This window comes from Microcystis sp. 49638_E5 (assembly GCF_021300285.1).
GTDB lineage: Bacteria > Cyanobacteriota > Cyanobacteriia > Cyanobacteriales > Microcystaceae > Microcystis > Microcystis aeruginosa_C.
This window is the reverse complement of the sequence record NZ_JAJTDH010000068.1, coordinates 1-16,547: the sequence shown is the minus strand read 5'-3', so window position 1 is coordinate 16,547 and position 16,547 is coordinate 1. Positions and strand designations below refer to the sequence as shown.

General features: G+C 42.8%; 12 protein-coding genes, 1 tRNA gene and 2 pseudogenes. 6 read left to right on the top strand and 9 right to left on the bottom strand.

The annotated features are described in order from the left end of the window. The 3 genes from LW728_RS17245 to LW728_RS17235 form a co-directional block, all read left to right on the top strand. A partial coding sequence (locus tag LW728_RS17245) for an arginase family protein (RefSeq protein ID WP_287767394.1) occupies nucleotides 1–430 on the top strand: 430 nt, incomplete at its 5' end. 46 nt (nucleotides 431–476) lie between these two features. Beyond that, a tRNA-Val gene (locus LW728_RS17240) sits at nucleotides 477–550 on the top strand. A gap of 80 nt (nucleotides 551–630) precedes the next feature. Then, nucleotides 631–1,680, top strand: a complete 1,050-nt coding sequence (locus LW728_RS17235; protein ID WP_287767393.1) for a Rieske 2Fe-2S domain-containing protein — start codon at nucleotides 631–633, stop codon at nucleotides 1,678–1,680. 118 nt (nucleotides 1,681–1,798) lie between these two features. Here the strand turns inward: LW728_RS17235 and LW728_RS17230 are convergent, their stop codons facing one another. The 5 genes from LW728_RS17230 to lysA all read right to left on the bottom strand — a co-directional run bounded on the left by LW728_RS17230 (nucleotide 1,799) and on the right by lysA (nucleotide 6,686). Continuing rightward, entirely contained in the window at nucleotides 1,799–2,911 is a 1,113-nt protein-coding gene (locus LW728_RS17230) for a hypothetical protein (protein WP_287664803.1), read from the bottom strand. Between the two features lie 130 nt (nucleotides 2,912–3,041). Next, nucleotides 3,042–3,356 carry a DUF1825 family protein gene (locus LW728_RS17225; RefSeq protein ID WP_002738222.1) on the bottom strand — a complete coding sequence of 105 codons (315 nt, stop codon included), beginning with the start codon at nucleotides 3,354–3,356 and terminating at the stop codon, nucleotides 3,042–3,044. Between the two features lie 238 nt (nucleotides 3,357–3,594). After that, nucleotides 3,595–4,344 (bottom strand): polyprenyl diphosphate synthase, encoded by a 750-nt coding sequence (gene uppS / locus LW728_RS17220; RefSeq protein WP_002801365.1) that lies wholly within the window; start codon nucleotides 4,342–4,344, stop codon nucleotides 3,595–3,597. Next, a complete protein-coding gene (gene cdaA / locus LW728_RS17215) occupies nucleotides 4,341–5,261 on the bottom strand; it encodes a diadenylate cyclase CdaA (RefSeq protein ID WP_002801364.1) in 921 nt (306 codons plus the stop codon). The genes uppS and cdaA overlap by 4 nt, the downstream gene beginning before the upstream one ends. A gap of 21 nt (nucleotides 5,262–5,282) precedes the next feature. Next, complete coding sequence (lysA, locus tag LW728_RS17210; RefSeq protein WP_002801362.1) at nucleotides 5,283–6,686, bottom strand: diaminopimelate decarboxylase; 1,404 nt, start codon at nucleotides 6,684–6,686, stop codon at nucleotides 5,283–5,285. Between the two features lie 605 nt (nucleotides 6,687–7,291). On the opposite strand from lysA, the gene LW728_RS17205 reads away from it, so the two are divergent. Then, nucleotides 7,292–8,002 (top strand): hypothetical protein, encoded by a 711-nt coding sequence (locus LW728_RS17205; protein ID WP_043997764.1) that lies wholly within the window; start codon nucleotides 7,292–7,294, stop codon nucleotides 8,000–8,002. A gap of 595 nt (nucleotides 8,003–8,597) precedes the next feature. After that, nucleotides 8,598–10,322, top strand: coding sequence for a diflavin flavoprotein (locus LW728_RS17200; RefSeq protein WP_287767391.1), 1,725 nt, complete (start codon nucleotides 8,598–8,600; stop codon nucleotides 10,320–10,322). 519 nt (nucleotides 10,323–10,841) lie between these two features. Here LW728_RS17200 and LW728_RS17195 read toward each other — a convergent pair. From LW728_RS17195 to LW728_RS17180, 4 genes and pseudogenes are all read right to left on the bottom strand, one after another. Next, a complete protein-coding gene (locus LW728_RS17195; RefSeq protein WP_002762888.1) occupies nucleotides 10,842–12,317 on the bottom strand; it encodes a bifunctional metallophosphatase/5'-nucleotidase in 1,476 nt (491 codons plus the stop codon). 398 nt (nucleotides 12,318–12,715) lie between these two features. Beyond that, nucleotides 12,716–12,961: a hypothetical protein gene (locus LW728_RS17190; RefSeq protein ID WP_002772702.1), complete on the bottom strand. Its 246-nt coding sequence runs from the start codon at nucleotides 12,959–12,961 to the stop codon at nucleotides 12,716–12,718. A 242-nt stretch (nucleotides 12,962–13,203) separates the two neighbouring features. Further along, the gene (ppk1, locus tag LW728_RS17185; RefSeq protein ID WP_002801354.1) at nucleotides 13,204–15,372 is read right to left on the bottom strand and encodes a polyphosphate kinase 1; all 2,169 of its coding nucleotides are present in this window, start codon (nucleotides 15,370–15,372) and stop codon (nucleotides 13,204–13,206) included. Between the two features lie 328 nt (nucleotides 15,373–15,700). After that, nucleotides 15,701–16,039: pseudogene (locus LW728_RS17180) on the bottom strand (IS1634 family transposase); the annotation flags it as partial. 340 nt (nucleotides 16,040–16,379) lie between these two features. On the opposite strand from LW728_RS17180, the pseudogene LW728_RS17175 reads away from it, so the two are divergent. Then, a pseudogene (locus LW728_RS17175) lies at nucleotides 16,380–16,547 on the top strand (photosystem II q(b) protein); the annotation flags it as partial.

The following is a 16,547-nucleotide window of genomic DNA, read 5'->3' as shown; positions in this document are numbered from 1 at the left end:
TAACCACGCCTGTGTGATGCGTCGGGTGTTAGAAATGGGTTTACCGACCTTACCCGTGGGAATTCGGGCTATTTGTCGGGAAGAAGCGGAATTAATCGCTAAACAGCAGATTCCTGTGATTTGGGATCGAGATATCGCCGGTGATCCGAATTGGATCGAAAAAGCGATCGCCAAAATTACCACCGAGAAGGTATTTTTAACCATAGACGTGGATGGCATAGATCCGGCTTTAATTCCGGGGGTGGGAACACCTGAACCGGGGGGGTTAAGTTGGCATCAAACCCTAAACTTTCTCCGTCGTCTTTTCCAAACTCATCAGGTGATTGGCTGCGATGTGATGGAATTAGCCCCGATTAGTGATTCGGTGGTCTCGGAATTTACCACTGCCAAGCTAATTTATAAGTTAATTGGCTATCAATTTACTGCCTAGGGGCTTGCCTAATTAGGAGCAATCGTGTTATAATAATAATTCGTGCGGACGTATAGCTCAGTTGGTTAGAGTACATCGTTGACATCGATGGGGTCACTGGTTCGAATCCAGTTACGTCCATAAATTATCTGCCCTAGTCCCGGTCATAACCTTCATTTCTAATGATAGGATGAACGATCGAAGCTCTCCAGAGAAACCCTATGACTAGCTTACTGCGCGACTTTTGGTATGTGGCCACACCGGCAAATAAACTGAAACCCGGTCAGCTAATGGCCAAAAAAATGCTAGGTGAACCGATTGTTGTCGGGAGGAGACAGGATGGAGAAGTGTTCGCATTGCGGGATATTTGCCCCCATCGTGGCATTCCGCTGCACCATGGCTGGATTGAAGGAGATGGGGTGTACTGTTGCTATCATGGCTGGAAATTTAACACTAGCGATGGCGTTTGTTCTGAAATCCCCTCATTAACGGAACACGATCGCCTTGATATTAGCAGAATTTGTGTCACCAGTTATCCCTGTCGTGAAATACAAGGTCATATCTGGGTGTTTATTCCAGCAGACTCAAAAAGAGAAATTAATCGAGAAAATCTGCCTCCTGTGCCGACTATTAGCGCTTTTGGCAAACTTACCCCCAAAGTAGCCGAAACTATCACTTTTGACTGCAATATTGACCATGCAGTGGTGGGATTGATGGATCCGGCCCACGGTCCCTACGTTCATACTTCTTGGTGGTGGCGCAGCGGTCCGCGCAAATTTCGGGTCAAGGAAAAACAATACGAACCTGTCCCCCTCGGTTTTCGTCTTGCTCCCTATGATATGCCTGTAAGTGCGAAACCTTATAAAATTTTGGGTAATAAAGTATCGATTGAAATTGTTTTTGAATTGCCCTCGGTGCGTACAGAAATACTACGAGGCGATCGCCATTTAGCTTGTGCTTTTACGGCAATTACTCCCATCGATGAAAATCACTGCGAAGTCCATCAAAGTTTATACTATACGATTCCTTGGTTGGCATTTTTAACCCCTCTTTTGCGTTATTTAACTCTACAATTCCTCAAACAGGATCGCGATGTGGTAATTAAACAACAGGAAGGACTTAGTTATCATCCAGCTTTGATGTTAATTGATGATGCCGATACCCAGGCCAAATGGTATTATCGCCTCAAGCAAGAATACGAGAAATCTCAAGCAGAAAAACGTGATTTTGTCAACCCCATTAAAGCACAGATTTTACGATGGCGCAGTTAGAATTAAGTAGCTGGTTATAATTAAATTAAAAATGGATTTTAGGTTCGATCCCCCCTGCCCCCCTTTATAAGGGGGGTGTCTGATAATTTTTAACGCCTACCTACTTAGATCATTTTATTTAGGTTCTCACTAAGGATTTATTGACACTTGTTTCAATTTGATAAATAGAGGAAAGGACGCTACCTTGATGATTATTGACTAGATCGTATTTGACTTCTTGTAAATAATTAAAAATGGCATCCCGCAGAATCGGTTTTTCAATGTTTACCGTGTGCTGATAGTCCCATAAATCCCAAACTATCAAACCAATTCCCACGATTGGATCGATTAATTCTGCCCCAAAACTACTCGCTACTGCTCCACCGGTTTTAGTGGCAATTTTCGCCCCCGTTTTTCCCGCTAGGGACAAATAAACTGTGCTGCCCACTTTCATCACTGGGATGAGAGATTTAACTCCCAAAGCAGTGGCACCACCGACTAAAAGTTTAATTGATGTGTTAGAAATATTGCCCTCGGTATCTTGAATTGTTACGGCTATATCGCTAAGATAACGATCCCATTTGCCTTGGGGAATTTGATAACTGGCCTGAATATTCTCTAATTCATTGCTTAAATTACTGACATATAAATTAACGGCATCCCTAGTAATTCTCTCTAGACGCAATTGGGCCTCTTGGGGACGAATTACCCGTTTAGTAAACTCGGTTTGAATAGTTTTGGTCAAATTTTCTGCCACCACCTGTTCCGGGGGTGGATTATCTGTATTGACCCAGTGAGCGATCGAGGAGTATAATCCACTTAGAAAGGCCTTGCCCTCAAATTGTTTTTGATTGAAATAGTTAAAATACCAAGGCAAAAAACCCTGATCTACTCTTGTCATCAACTCCTCCACCCATCCCTCAATTTCTCCTAGGGCAAAGGTTTGAGAATTTGCTCTCGCTGTCTGTAAAGCTTGGCTAATTTCTCGATCGATTTGACTGTTCGATTTTTGGGGTATAGTGATGGGAATCTCTAGGTTAGTTTCGGTAGCAACCCTAGTTTTTAACGGTTCATTGCCGGCAGTTCCTAGCCAAATTTTCCCTAAGAGAGGCACGATAACCACTAGAACAACTATAGCCCAAATTAACGGGGTTATCGCCTTAATCAGTTGACTGATTGCCTGAATGCGGTTAGTTTTTTCACTATACTGAGGTGGCTCAATATTTTCTTGTGAATCTGGCCTGGAGTTCATCAGCTAACCTACTTAAAATTATTAGATCATTGTTCTCAAAAAACCGCAGAAACCCCAAATTTCTCAGCAGTAACCTGTAGAGGCCATTATCGGGCAAAAGACAGCCAATACCCGATAAATATCGGCAATTTCAGCGAATTTCTGCCTTCATCCGCTCAAGGGTTTGCTGCATTTGGTCGAACATCATTTGGGGAGTCATACCAAATTGACCTAATTGGGTTTTTAGCTGTTCTACGGTCATTTGGGCGGAGAAATCCTCAGATAACTCAAAACGCTTCATAAATATTTTGTAGCGTTCCATTAACTCTTCCATCCTATCGATAAAGATGATTTTACCCTCTCGATCGAATTTCCCGTACTCGCTGCCTAGTTGTGTGAGAGACTGGTAATCTTCAAATAGCTGTCTAGCTTCCTGTTGAACCACTTCTGAGTCAAAGAATCCCATAATCTTAAAACGGCTTATCGTCGATAGTTATTCTCCATCCTATTTTATTTTAGCTGGGGAAAAAGTCTAGCTCCAGCCGATTTACGGATTACCGTATTGGGGAAATCGAGAAGATCACAAACGGCCCCCGTCGCAGTTTAACCCTTGCCCCAGGGAGTTTAACATAAAAAGTGAAAAATCAAAAATTGTCCTTTAACTGCCCTACAGTGGCTATTTTGATCAATTTGGGCTGCGGCCCTTATAATTTGCCAAAACGACGATGACGACCCTGATAATCTTTTAAAGCGCGGTGAAATTGCACTCGATCAAAATCGGGCCAGAGGGTGTCAGTAACGTAGATTTCCGCGTAGGCCATTTGCCAGAGTAAAAAATTACTAATTCGCATTTCCCCACTACTGCGAATTAACAGGTCTGGGTTAGGAATCCCAGCAGTATAAAGATACTGTTCAAAGAGAGATTCATCGATCGCTTCTGGGGAGATTAAACCCTGTTGCACCTGACGAGCGATCGCCTGACAAGCTTGTACGATTTCCTCTCGGCCACCATAATTAGTAGCTACCGTAAATTGAATACCGGAATTTTTGCTAGTTTCTGCTTGAGATTTAGCAATTTCCCGTCTTAAAGACTCTGGCAAGGCTGATAAATTACCAATAAAGCGAATTTTAACATTTTCCTGCATCATTTCCTCTAATTCGCGCCGCAAAACCCGCTCGAATAGAGTCATTAAAAACTCTACTTCTTCTAGGGGACGACCCCAATTTTCCGTCGAAAAAGCATAAGCGGTTAAAGCGGGAATCCCCCAGTCACGACAACAGCGCAGCAAGTCCTTTAGTGCATCTACTCCCCGTTGATGGCCCATAATCCGCGGTAAACCACGACTTTTCGCCCAACGACCGTTCCCATCCATAATCACTGCGACGTGCTGAGGCAAACGGTTTTTATCTAAATCCGTAGGTAATTCTGGTGACAAGCTCGGTTTAAGAGTCATTTTCTATCTTTGGGGGTTGCGCTGGGCGAACGGGAGAACTTTTCTAAGATTAGACGACCTTTTAAGCCAATTGTACGCCCTAAACGTCCCCAACTCGGTGCGACCACTTCCCCCTCTCCCGACGGAGAAAACTTCGCTTCGAGAAGCTCTTTTAGTTTACTACTGGTTAAGGGCCGATCCAAATTACCCCCCGACGCGAGGGAAATCGAGCCAGTTTCCTCAGAAACCACAATACATAAACAATTATCTAGCCTTTCGGTAATGCCCATGGCCGCCCGATGACGGGTGCCTAATTGCCTAGAGGTACTGCGCTCCGATAAGGGTAGAATAACACCAGCGGCCACCACTCGATCGCCCCGAATAAATACGGCCCCATCGTGCAGTAAAGTTTTAGTTTGAAAAATAGTTTGAATTAATTCCTTAGATACTTGGCCATTGAGCGTCACCCCCGGATTGACAAACACCTTGGTGTCGAGATTGCCACTGGTTTCTAATACCATCAGCGCACCGGTGCGATTTTGAGATAGATCCTTCACCGCGTCCACTAACTCATCAATGACATTATCGGTCTTGGGAGTGGGGGAACTTTTTTTAAATAATTCCCACACTTGACCTTTGCCCAATAATTCTAAAAAACGGCGGAATTCCGACTGAAAAATCACAGCGATGGCCACCGCTGCCCCTAAAATCAATTTTTCTAGGACTAACCCCAGCAAGCGCAATCCTAGGGCATCGCTAATCACCGAGGCCAGCATTAAGTAGATTAGTCCTCGCACCATCCAAAAGGTACGCCGCTCGCCGATAATTAGCAGCAGCATATAGGTAAGGAGGAGAACTAACCCAAAGTCTAGGACTGACAGACCATGGCTGAGAATCCAGGACAATAACCGGCGAGGGTCCAGAAAAAAACCCGACATGGGGGACGATAGCGATGAGGTTTATATCAAGGAGAGTCGATTGGGTAAGCGGTCTTGACGCAGCAAATCCGCCAGATTTTCCCGTTCAAGGATCAGATTAGCTTCTCCGTTGTGGACAATTACCGCCGCCGGACGGGGTAAGCGGTTGTAATTAGAAGCCATACTGTAGTTATAGGCCCCCGTGGCTAAAACCACTAAAATATCCCCCGGGTTGGTTTTCGGTAGCGTAATATCCTTAATTAGAATATCCCCAGATTCACAATGTTTTCCAGCTATTGTCACCAATTCCTGACATTCTTGACTCATTTTATTGGCGACCACGGCCCGGTAAACCGATTGATAGGTAATCGGTCGGGGATTATCGGACATTCCGCCATCGACGGCGATATAGGTGCGGATTTCAGGGATTTCTTTGCGATTACCCACTGTATAGGCCGTTACGCAAGCGGTGGCAATCAGAGAGCGTCCCGGTTCGGCAATGAGCAGGGGATAAGCGATACCTCTTTCCTGACAAGCTTTAGCCACTGCTAAGGACACCGCTTGCACCCATTCCTCGATACTTGGGGGGTCATCACTTTCCAGGTAGCGAATCCCTAAACCACCACCGACGTTTAATTGCTCTAGGGGTAATCCCCGTTCTAAACCTAATTTAAACCAATCTGCCAGCACAGCGGCTAAGTCTTGGTGGGGTTGACGTTCAAAAATCTGGGAACCGATGTGAGCGTGTAAACCCAGACAATTCAGCACCGGATGAGCTAAAACATAGTCAAATACCGTTTCGATTTGATGGGGGTCAAAACCAAATTTACTGTCTAAGTGACCCGTGCGAATATATTCGTGGGTGTGGCACTCGATGCCGGGGGTTAACCGCAACAGCATCGGAATAGGGGTATCAGGGCGGTTTTCGCCTAATTTAACCAGATTTTCTAACTCTAGCCAGTTATCAACGATAATAATGCAGTTATGCTCGATCGCATATTCTAACTCGGCGATCGATTTGTTATTACCATGAAAGTATATCGGCACATCGGTTTTATTGATCTGGTCTAAAGCGGTTAACACCGTGTGAATTTCTCCGGCCGACACCACATCGAAACCTAATCCCTCCCTAGCGACCACGGCCGATACGGCCAGGCAATTCCACGCTTTCGAGGCATAAATTACCCTAGATTCTCCGGGATAATGTGTCTGGAAACCTTGCAGATATTGACGACAGGCAGTGCGGAGGGTGACTTCATCGACAATATACAGGGGTGAACCGAAACGTTCCACTAGGGTGGTCACATCACAACCACCGATTTCTAGACAATCGCGGTTATTAACCTTGGCTGTCAGGGGGAACAGGGTTTGATTCGGGGATAGACAATCTTGATAGGCTAAATATTTTTGTCCGGAATTGCTGATTTTAGGTTCGGTTGATAGCATGAGCGGTGTTTTTTGTCAAGAAATCGATAATTTTTGTTACAATCTCTGCCCATCACCGATTCAGTCAAGGGAAATTTGACCGTCGGTGATCTAGATAAGCAAAATAGTTCTCTCTTTCACTTTACGACAAGTTCTAACTTTTCTCTGATAAGTAGGGTTTGTGGTTCTTCAACCTTCGTGACCTTTGTGCCTTTGTGGTTAATTCCCTTTGTGTCCTTTGTGCCTTTGTGGTTCTTCAACCTTCGTGACCTTTGTGCCTTTGTGGTTCAATAATATCTCCTCTCCCCTCTCCCTACTTCCCCCCGCAACGGATCGACTGAGCGTTCGACAAAAGCTCACGCCGAAGTCTTCGCCGAACGTCGCGCACGAGTTGGTCTCCCCTCTCCCTAATTCATAATTCATAATTCATAATTCATAATTCCCACTCCCCTATACCTTCTAAACAGGATTTAGTATTACTTAACAGAGCCAAATTCAGCAAGGGAATACACATATTGTCCCAAAAACTGTTTTTGCGGGGTTTGATTTTATGGCTTTTTGTCAAGGGGGAATTGCAGGTATGGCGGCTGGGGCGATAATTAGTTTACCATTAGTGAAAACTTTGAATGGTCATGATTATGATGAAATTATTAGAATGTGTAGTCATTTTTGCCAGTTTACTGAATGTTACGCCAGGTATGGCCAATCATTTCCCCCTACAAGTTGTTCAAGCTCCCAGTGGCTCTTCGATTCAAGGTTATTGTTTTTCGGTTGCTACTAATGATGGTCTGGATTCTACGGCGAGGATTTATATTCAGGGAAATCAAGTCACGGGTCGGGTAGAAGCTACGATTCAGAACGAACAAGAATCTTATTATACTTCCTATAATCAAACCTTACAAGGAACAAAAAAGGGGAATCAGTTAAACTTAAATATCACGACAAAAATTGAGTTAGACACCCAAAAAACTCAAGAAATCTGGACGTTAACTTCAGATTCTTTGAATACGGGACGAGTGGTTTATCAAAAACAACCTTGTTTAGTTTCTCAAATCCGGTTTGCACCCGGAACTAATAGCGCCACTGTTAATCAATCGGTTGTGCGAGGGAGTCGAAATATTTATTTATTAAGAGCCAATCAAGGACAGAGAATGGATGTTAAAATTACATCGTTAGAAAATAATGCCGTATTTGATGTGATTGCACCGAATGGGGAAATATTGAAAACAGAAGCTACCCAATCTAGTTTAAAATTACCTGCTACTGGAAATTATGAAATAATTGTAGGGGGAACTCGCGGCAATGCCACCTATAAATTAAATGTTAAAATTCAATAAATAGTAGTAGGGTGGGCAATGCTCACCTGACGATACTTTATCCAAATAGGAACCAGAGATACTGTCCAGGTCGGGGATGTAAGACCAAAAACTGGGTGTAAGTCCGTTTTGAGGCAATCCCCCGTGAAATAGGAAGTAGTTCACCTTGACTGGAATGTATAATCCCCATTTCTCCACACAGATACATAGGGTTTGCGGCAAAAAGTTTTTCGTGGGGGTAGGGTGTGGGGTGTGGGGTGTAGGGTGTAGGGTGTGGGGTGTGGGGTTTTACCCATTTTTAGGTGGTCAATTACCTAATTTTCAGAGAAAAAGTAACTGAATTTTTCCCCGATCACTCCAATGGTCGGCACTTTTTGGGGGGAAAAAAGTCTAAAAACCTTATCCAACAAGGTTTTTAGATTTATTCAGCAGAACCTACATAGAGAGCGTTTCTCATAAATATGAAGTATAAGCTAATTCGGTATCGACGATCGACTCCCACCTGACCATTAAGATAACTGTGATCAGTAATTATGGGAAAATAAATCTCCATACCTATTTCCTCGTGGCACAATAGAGACAAAGTATAAAAAACTTAACAATAAGGAGAGGTTCGATGGTTGCTACACCAGTCAAAACAAAACGTCTCACCGTGCAGGTGGCCGATCTCACCGCAGACACTACCGCTATTCGTTCCCTCGATTGGGAGCGCGATCGCTTCGATATTGAATTCGGATTACAAAACGGTACGACTTATAACTCCTATCTGATTCGTGGGGAAAAAATCGCCCTTGTGGATACCTCTCACGAAAAATTCCGTCAACTATATTTTGATAGTCTCAACGGATTAATTAACCCCCAAGAAATCGATTATTTAATTATCAGTCATACCGAACCTGATCACAGTGGTTTAGTCAGAGATCTGCTGCAACTCGCTCCCAATATTACCGTCGTTGGGTCGAAAGTGGCAATTCAGTTTTTAGAGAATTTAGTTCATCATCCCTTTCAACGTCAACTGGTCAAAAATGGTGATCGGTTAGACCTAGGCAATGGTCACATTCTCGAATTTGTTAACGCTCCTAATTTACACTGGCCCGATACTATTTTTACCTACGATCACGGTTCGGGAATTTTATTTACCTGTGATGCTTTTGGAATGCACTACTGTTCCGATGATCTTTACGATGAGCAATTAAGTGCTATTGAACCGGATTATCGTTTCTATTATGAATGTTTAATGGCTCCTAATGCTCGTTCCGTACTAGCGGCGATGAAACGGATGGAACCCCTGGGTAATATTAATCTCGTGGCTAATGGTCATGGACCGGTATTAAAACATAATGTTACTGAATTATTGACCCATTATCGTGATTGGAGTCAAGCACAAACTAAGGCAGAAAAAACCGTCGCTGTTTTCTATATTTCCGATTATGGTTATAGCGATCGCCTCTGTCAATCCATTGCTAAAGGTATTACTAAAACTGGTTTAGCTGTAGAAACTCTAGACCTGAAATCCGCCGATCCCCAGGAGGTAAAAGAATTAGCTTCTTCTGCGGTGGGAATCGTCATCGGTACTCCCCCTGTTTCTGGTATTAATGCCCAAGAAATTACGGGAAATCTAGGCACAATTCTCGCCTCGGTTAACCCCAAACAATATATCGGAATGTTTGAATCTCAAGGGGGTGATGATGAATCAATTTTACCTCTATTTAATAAGTTTCGTGAAGTTGGTTTAACCAAAGCTTTTGATCCCATTCGTAGCACAGAAACTCCTAACGAGAGTCTCTATCAACGCTGTGAAGAAGCAGGAACAGATATGGGACAACTATTAACCCAAGAGGTAAAAGTTAAACAAAGAAAATCCCTCGATACTGACCTCGATAAAGCCATCGGACGCATTAGTGGTGGCTTATATATTATTACCACCAAGAAAGGAGACAGAAGCGGTGCAATGGTCGCTTCTTGGGTGACTCAAGCAAGTTTTGATCCCCCCGGTTTTACCGTTGCTGTGGCCAAAGATCGGGCGATCGAGTCTTTAATGCAAGTGGGGGATCAATTCGTTTTAAATATTCTGGAAGAAGGCAATTATCAAACCCTGATGAAACACTTTTTAAAACGTTTCGGGCCTGGGGAAGATCGTTTTGCAGGAGTCGATACTCGTACTGCTAATAATGGTTCCCCAATTTTAGCCGATGCCCACGCTTATTTAGAATGTGAGGTAGTTAGTCGCATGGAATGTGCTGACCACTGGATTGTTTACAATAAAGTCGCCGATGGTCGCGTTTCTAAACCTGATAGTTTAACGGCCGTTCACCATCGCAAAGTCGGTAATTATTATTAGGATTTTTGCTTGATTTGACTGGTTGAGAAAATACAGATCAAGATGCTTGCTCTCAGCTTTTGAGACTGTTTAACCTCTCAACCAGTTAGTCATACTAAATCCGTTGAGTATAGGCTACATATCAGGAGAGGCAATAGGCAATAGGCAAAAGGAGCAATAGATAATCAGTTTTTAATAACCAGATTTAGTATCACATCTGATCACTGATTACTTACCCACTGATAACTGATAACTGATAACTGATAACTGAGACTAAATCCGTTGATTATAGGCTACATATCAGGATAGCCGAACGGCAAAATGGGAATAGATAATCAGTCTTTAATAAGCGAATTTAGTACCAGACGCTTCATGAACTGGAAGTAAAAAAATTGTAGGGTTAATTCATGAATTAACCCTACACATCGTTCCCATTCAGGTGCTTCACAAATTGGAAGCAAGTTTCAAACATTGTTGGATTTGCTAATCGTGCCTAAGTTTCCATTCAGACGCTTCACGAATTGGGTAGAGTCATAAACTCTAGTTAACAAAAGTCCAGCGTCCTTCCACCTGACCGTCAAGGAGTTGATGAGTACTTAAATATTCTTCAAGAACACCTTGGCTTGAAGTAGTAACAACTTTAGCGTTAGCTATTTCTTCAGGCGTGAGATTCAAACTCTTCAGCGAATTTTGATAATGATAATCTTGCACGCAGATTACATATAAACGATCAGCCTCTACAGGTTGTTCATTAATACTGAAAGATTCAATTGCTTTCTTAGTATTGTTATAAACTACTCGAACACCTTTGCTGATTTGATAACATTGACTTTCCCCAGGCTTTCTGTTTTCTGGGCGCAGAAAATGGGTAAATACCTTTGTCAGTTGCGCTCCAGTAACTTTAATTTTATAAAGAGAACCATCATACGGATAAACCTTCTTAAGATCTTCAAGAGTGACCACAGGCCCTAATTCTTTACCTCGTATGGAACCACTACCGACAAGCACGACATCAATCGTATCTATTTCTAAGAAGATATCAGCGATTAAATTACCTAACTCAGTTTCTTGTTCGCGCACGGGATGAGTCAATTGACGATTTAAACGGCTAACAATACGATTGTACTTGCGATCTACTTGTTCTTTGTAGGTATTGATAAAATTTTGCAAATCTACGTCAGGACTAGCTACCTGATCATTAATAGGAATAAGTTCCCATTTCCATTCGACAATGCTGTTCGTATCGTCGTCTACTGTAATATCGAAACGTCCGATCTGATCAGTCCCAACGGCGGCCTGGGTGATTAAAATGTTGTTTACTTGGGCAGGCTGTTCTAAAAGTGTATGAGAATGTCCACCAATGATCATGTCCACCCCCCACTCAGGGTCTAACATAGCCGCTAACTTTTGATCCTCTTCAAAACCAATGTGAGTTAGGAGAATTGTCAAATCAATATCTTCATTTTTGTAGGTATTACAGATCTTACCAACTTCAGCCGCCGCATCTTCTAGTCCAACAAATGTACCAATGCTTTTGTCCAGCTTTAAGGCACTAAGAACCTCTTCAGTGACAATACCAATGAACATAACATCAAATCCATCTACATTGAGGATGATATAGGGGTTCATCAACCTTTTACCGTACTTTTTAATGTACAAGTTGGCATTAACAATAGGAAAGTTTGCCATTTTTTCTAAGAAGAGCAAATGAGGAAAGCCATAGTCTAATTCGTGGTTTCCTAAAGTCACTACATTAGGTGCTAGGTAATTCATGATTTCCATGGTTGATAAGCCTTTAAATTCGGTATCAATCATCGAACCTTGAAGCATATCACCTGAAATAACATAAAGTGTATTTTTTTCCGTTTGACGCACTTGATTGATATAACCAGAAAGCAATGATAACCCGCCGATCAAACCACCTTGTCCAGTTTTAGCCTCCGCTAAAAAGTCGCCGTGCATATCATTGGAATGTAAAATCGTAAACTTTTTGAGTTTTGTTGTAGTTTCAACCATGAGCCTCTCCAGTAGTTTGAGTTGATTAAATGAAAGAGATAGTTTGATTTGGGTACTGCGAACGGTTTAAAGCTTGGCTTTCTGAATACCGTCAGAAGCTTGGTCTGTGATTTCTTCTAGCCGATCCAGAAAAAGTTCAGCTTTTAGCAGTTTAGGCTCTTCGGTTTGTGTTATGCAATGGAGGGGGGTTATAAAGGATAAAACCATTACACAGAAAGACATTGCTTCAATTTATGCCTCCTGATCGAATCATGCCAAGTAACGAAGAGCCACAGCCCATAATATAGCATGACTTGCGCCAATGTAAAAACAGGGTTAGAGCATCACTGAGGAGTTCGGGATAGTGACAGTATTCACACTGGAACCTAGCGCGTTGTCGAACAATATGGTGGAGCGATTTAGGAATGACCATTTACTCTGGCGGCAATGACAGCGTTGATGTAGCTGAAAATTTGGTCGAGTTCGCCAATCGCTTCTAGCTCAAGGACTTCCTCTGGGGTGAGATCATCAGCTTTTTTCTTGTCAAGAAGCGTCTGCATCCGATCGCCCAGTTCATCTGTAAATTTGAATAGGGTGAGATTATTAATCTGTTGTACCCGCAATCCTTTGGGAATCAGGCTAGAGGGTTTGACAAGAGCGCTCATGGTTGTAGCTGAACGTAAAGATTTTTCGATCCTAACAAATAGTTCCCGTGAAATAAATGAAAGTATTGCCCTGACACCATTCTACACCCCATTTTCTGAGGGGGGGTTAAATTATCTCCGACAAATAAAAATTATTCTCAATAAGTCAGATTATCAAGCCCCGAACTCCAGAAGTAGAAGGGCATCCGAGGGGGTCAACGAGAGAATACTGATAACTGATAACTGATAACTGATAACTGTTCCTATTGACTAACACCCGCAGATTTAAGGGCTTTTTCCATCAAAATTACATGGGTACTGCTTTCCTGTCCCTGGTTGGCAGCACGACGCTGAATATAACTGCCGTCGGATTGTAATTCCCATGCTTGCCGGTTATCTGACAACATAATGCCGAGAATTTCTTCCAGTTCCTTGGCGATCGCTGGTTCAGCGATGGGTGTCACTGCTTCCACGCGACGAGTCAGGTTCCGCGTCATCCAATCGGCGCTACCAATATAAACCTCCTCCTGACCACCATTGTAGAAGTAAAAAATGCGGGAATGTTCCAAAAAGCGGCCGATAATGCTAATTACTCGGATATTTTCGCTCACTTCCGGCAATCCGGGCCGTAAACAACAGATCCCACGAATAATTAAGTCAATCTGCACGCCAGCACGAGAAGCGGCGTATAAGGCTTCTATAATCGGTTTATCGACAATAGAGTTCATTTTTGCGACAATGCGCCCCGTACCGCCATTTTTACAGTTTTTGGCCTCGCGATCGATCATTGCTAACATCCGTTTTCGCAAACTCACGGGAGCAATTAAAAGTTTGCGATAGGATTGCTGACGGGAGTATCCGGTCAGAAAGTTAAATAAATCGGTGATATCTGCCCCCAAATCCTCGCGACAGCTAAGTAAACCCAAATCAGTGTATAATTTAGCCGTTTTTGGGTTATAATTACCCGTGCCAATATGGAAATAACGACGGATTTTATCCCCTTCTTTTCTGACCACGAGAACCACTTTCGTGTGGGTTTTTAGACCAACTAAGCCATAAACAACGTGAACTCCGGCTTGTTCGAGCTTTTTCGCCCAAGTAATGTTATTTTCCTCATCAAAGCGTGCTTTTAGTTCCACTAACGCCGCTACCTGTTTACCATTTTCCGCCGCTGCAATCAGGGAATTGACAATCGGGGAATCTCCGGAAGTACGATACAAGGTCATTTTAATCGCTAAAACATGGGCATCATGGGCAGCCTGGGCGATAAACTGTTGTACTGAGGCACTAAAGGAATGGTAAGGGTGATGAACGAGAATATCGTTATTGCGAATTAAAGTAAAAATATCTTCGCCATCCTGTTCTAGGATCCCGTCTTCGTTACCGTCAACTATTTCTCGCAATCCCTGTAAAACCGGTGGGGTGACAGGATTCCAAGGCGGATCTTTCAGTTCGGGACAGGGTAAAGACAGAAAATAAAATAAATCTTTGTGTCCCAGCAGTCCATCCACATCGTAAACATCGATCTCCTCAAGTCCGAGATCGCGCATGATCCGGTTTTTAATATTGCTAGGGGTAGAACTGTGAATTTCCAGACGTACTGCCGATTTACCGATGCGGCGCTTGCGTACTTCTTCCTCGATCGCTAATAATAAATCATCGGCCTCATCTTCTTCGACGGAGATATCGGCGTTGCGCGTCACCCGAAAAGGATAACATTCTTGAATGATCATGCCGGGGAAAAGTGCCTCTAAATTGTGCATTACCACCTGTTCAAGGGGTACTCCCGTCCAAATCGAAGCTTTTCCGTCTTGGTGGCGTAATTCTTTGGATAATGCCAGAAAACGGGGGAAAACCTGCGGTACTTTTACCCTGGCAAACAGTTCTTTATCGGTCTCGGGATCGCGGACGACTACGGCTAAATTGAGACTAAGATTAGAAATATAGGGAAAAGGATGACTAGGATCCACCGCCAGGGGAGTTAAAACGGGGAAAATATTTTGTTCAAAGTAATCATGGAGATAATTGCGCTGTTCTTGATGTAAATCTACATAGTTAATCAGATGAATTCCCTGTTCTACTAATAGGTTTTTCAGGGTGTGTTCAAAAAGATGATCCTGCTGTTGCACAAGGGGACGCAGACGTTTACTTATCTCGGTTAGCTGTTCCAAGGCAGTCCTGCCATCGGCACTTAAAACGGCTACATTTGCTTCTACCTGTTGTTTAAGAACTGCCACCCGTACCATAAAAAATTCGTCGAGATTGGCACAAAAAATGGCGGTAAATTTTAATCTTTCTAGTAGGGGAGTCCGAGGATCAAGTGCCTCATAAAGCACGCGATGATTAAATTCTAACCAGCTTAATTCTCGGTTAAAGTAATATTGCGAATCTTTAAGATCGATTTCGGAAGTTACGCTAGGAGCTTTAGCCATAGAGTCTAATACCTAAATAATAGATTAAACAGTTAGTAAGAAGCCACTTAAGCCTAAATTTGACTATTTTGGGCGTTTTTTTACGCTAGACTGCCCCAGATTAACCAAAGTTACCCTGATTATCTTGGATGCTAATCCTACTGATTCTAGCCTGACCGGGGAAAAAATCAATTTATTAAAAGGTTAAGAAATCAATCCCCGCAAGGCGACAGATCAAGGTTAAATTAATCTTTCGGTGAAATTAGATTTGTTAAAGATCTAGACTTCCCCTTTGACAAAAGACCATAACCTGTGCTGTGGGAGGGATTAAGAGAATTTGTGCCGCTCGTTACTGGCTACAAATTAAGGAAACCCCTAATAAATCTAACGCTTTCTGTTGCAGAGAAATCGGTCGAGTTATCTTAGAAAAACGATAACTTCCCTCTCTAATCATACGTTCTACCCTATTCAAGCAAATCGTCTCCAAGTCCTTCAATAAAGTCCGAAAACTATGCACAGGGAGGTTGTCTTGATTCTGTGTTTTTCTCTCTTTAGATTGCACCGATTGACTGCGACTCATTTTAATCACATTCAGGGAACTATTATCAATTTCTTCATCTTCAAAGAATAAAGCAGCTAAGGACTGTTTTAAATGCCATTCCACATAATAAGCTAACATAAATAAAAAGAAAAGAACGGTTAGAAACTTTTTCTACATACATGACTAGCATTTTAGCAAATAGGCTCCATTCCTGCCCATTAATAAATCCTACAACAAACATGGATACATCAAGAGATGTTAACGGGTATATCCATTGATGGACAAGGGTTTTTGGCTATTGTAGTAGATATAGATAGTGGAAGTTCCGATAATTGGGACTTCAAGCCGAAAACTGAGATATATAAGCCCACCTTATCACCCCGACAAGTAATACTGAATGTCAAACCCCTTTACAAACCGATACAAACTCTCTAAGATAGAGACATCATCAATCGTACCTCGATAACTTAATAGGAATCATAAACCAATGACCACCACCTTACAACAGCGCGAGAGCGCTTCCCTGTGGGAGCAGTTCTGTCAGTGGATCACCAGCACCAACAACCGTCTTTATGTCGGCTGGTTCGGTGTGATCATGATCCCCACCCTGCTCACCGCCACCACCTGCTTCATCATCGCCTTTATCGCCGCTCCT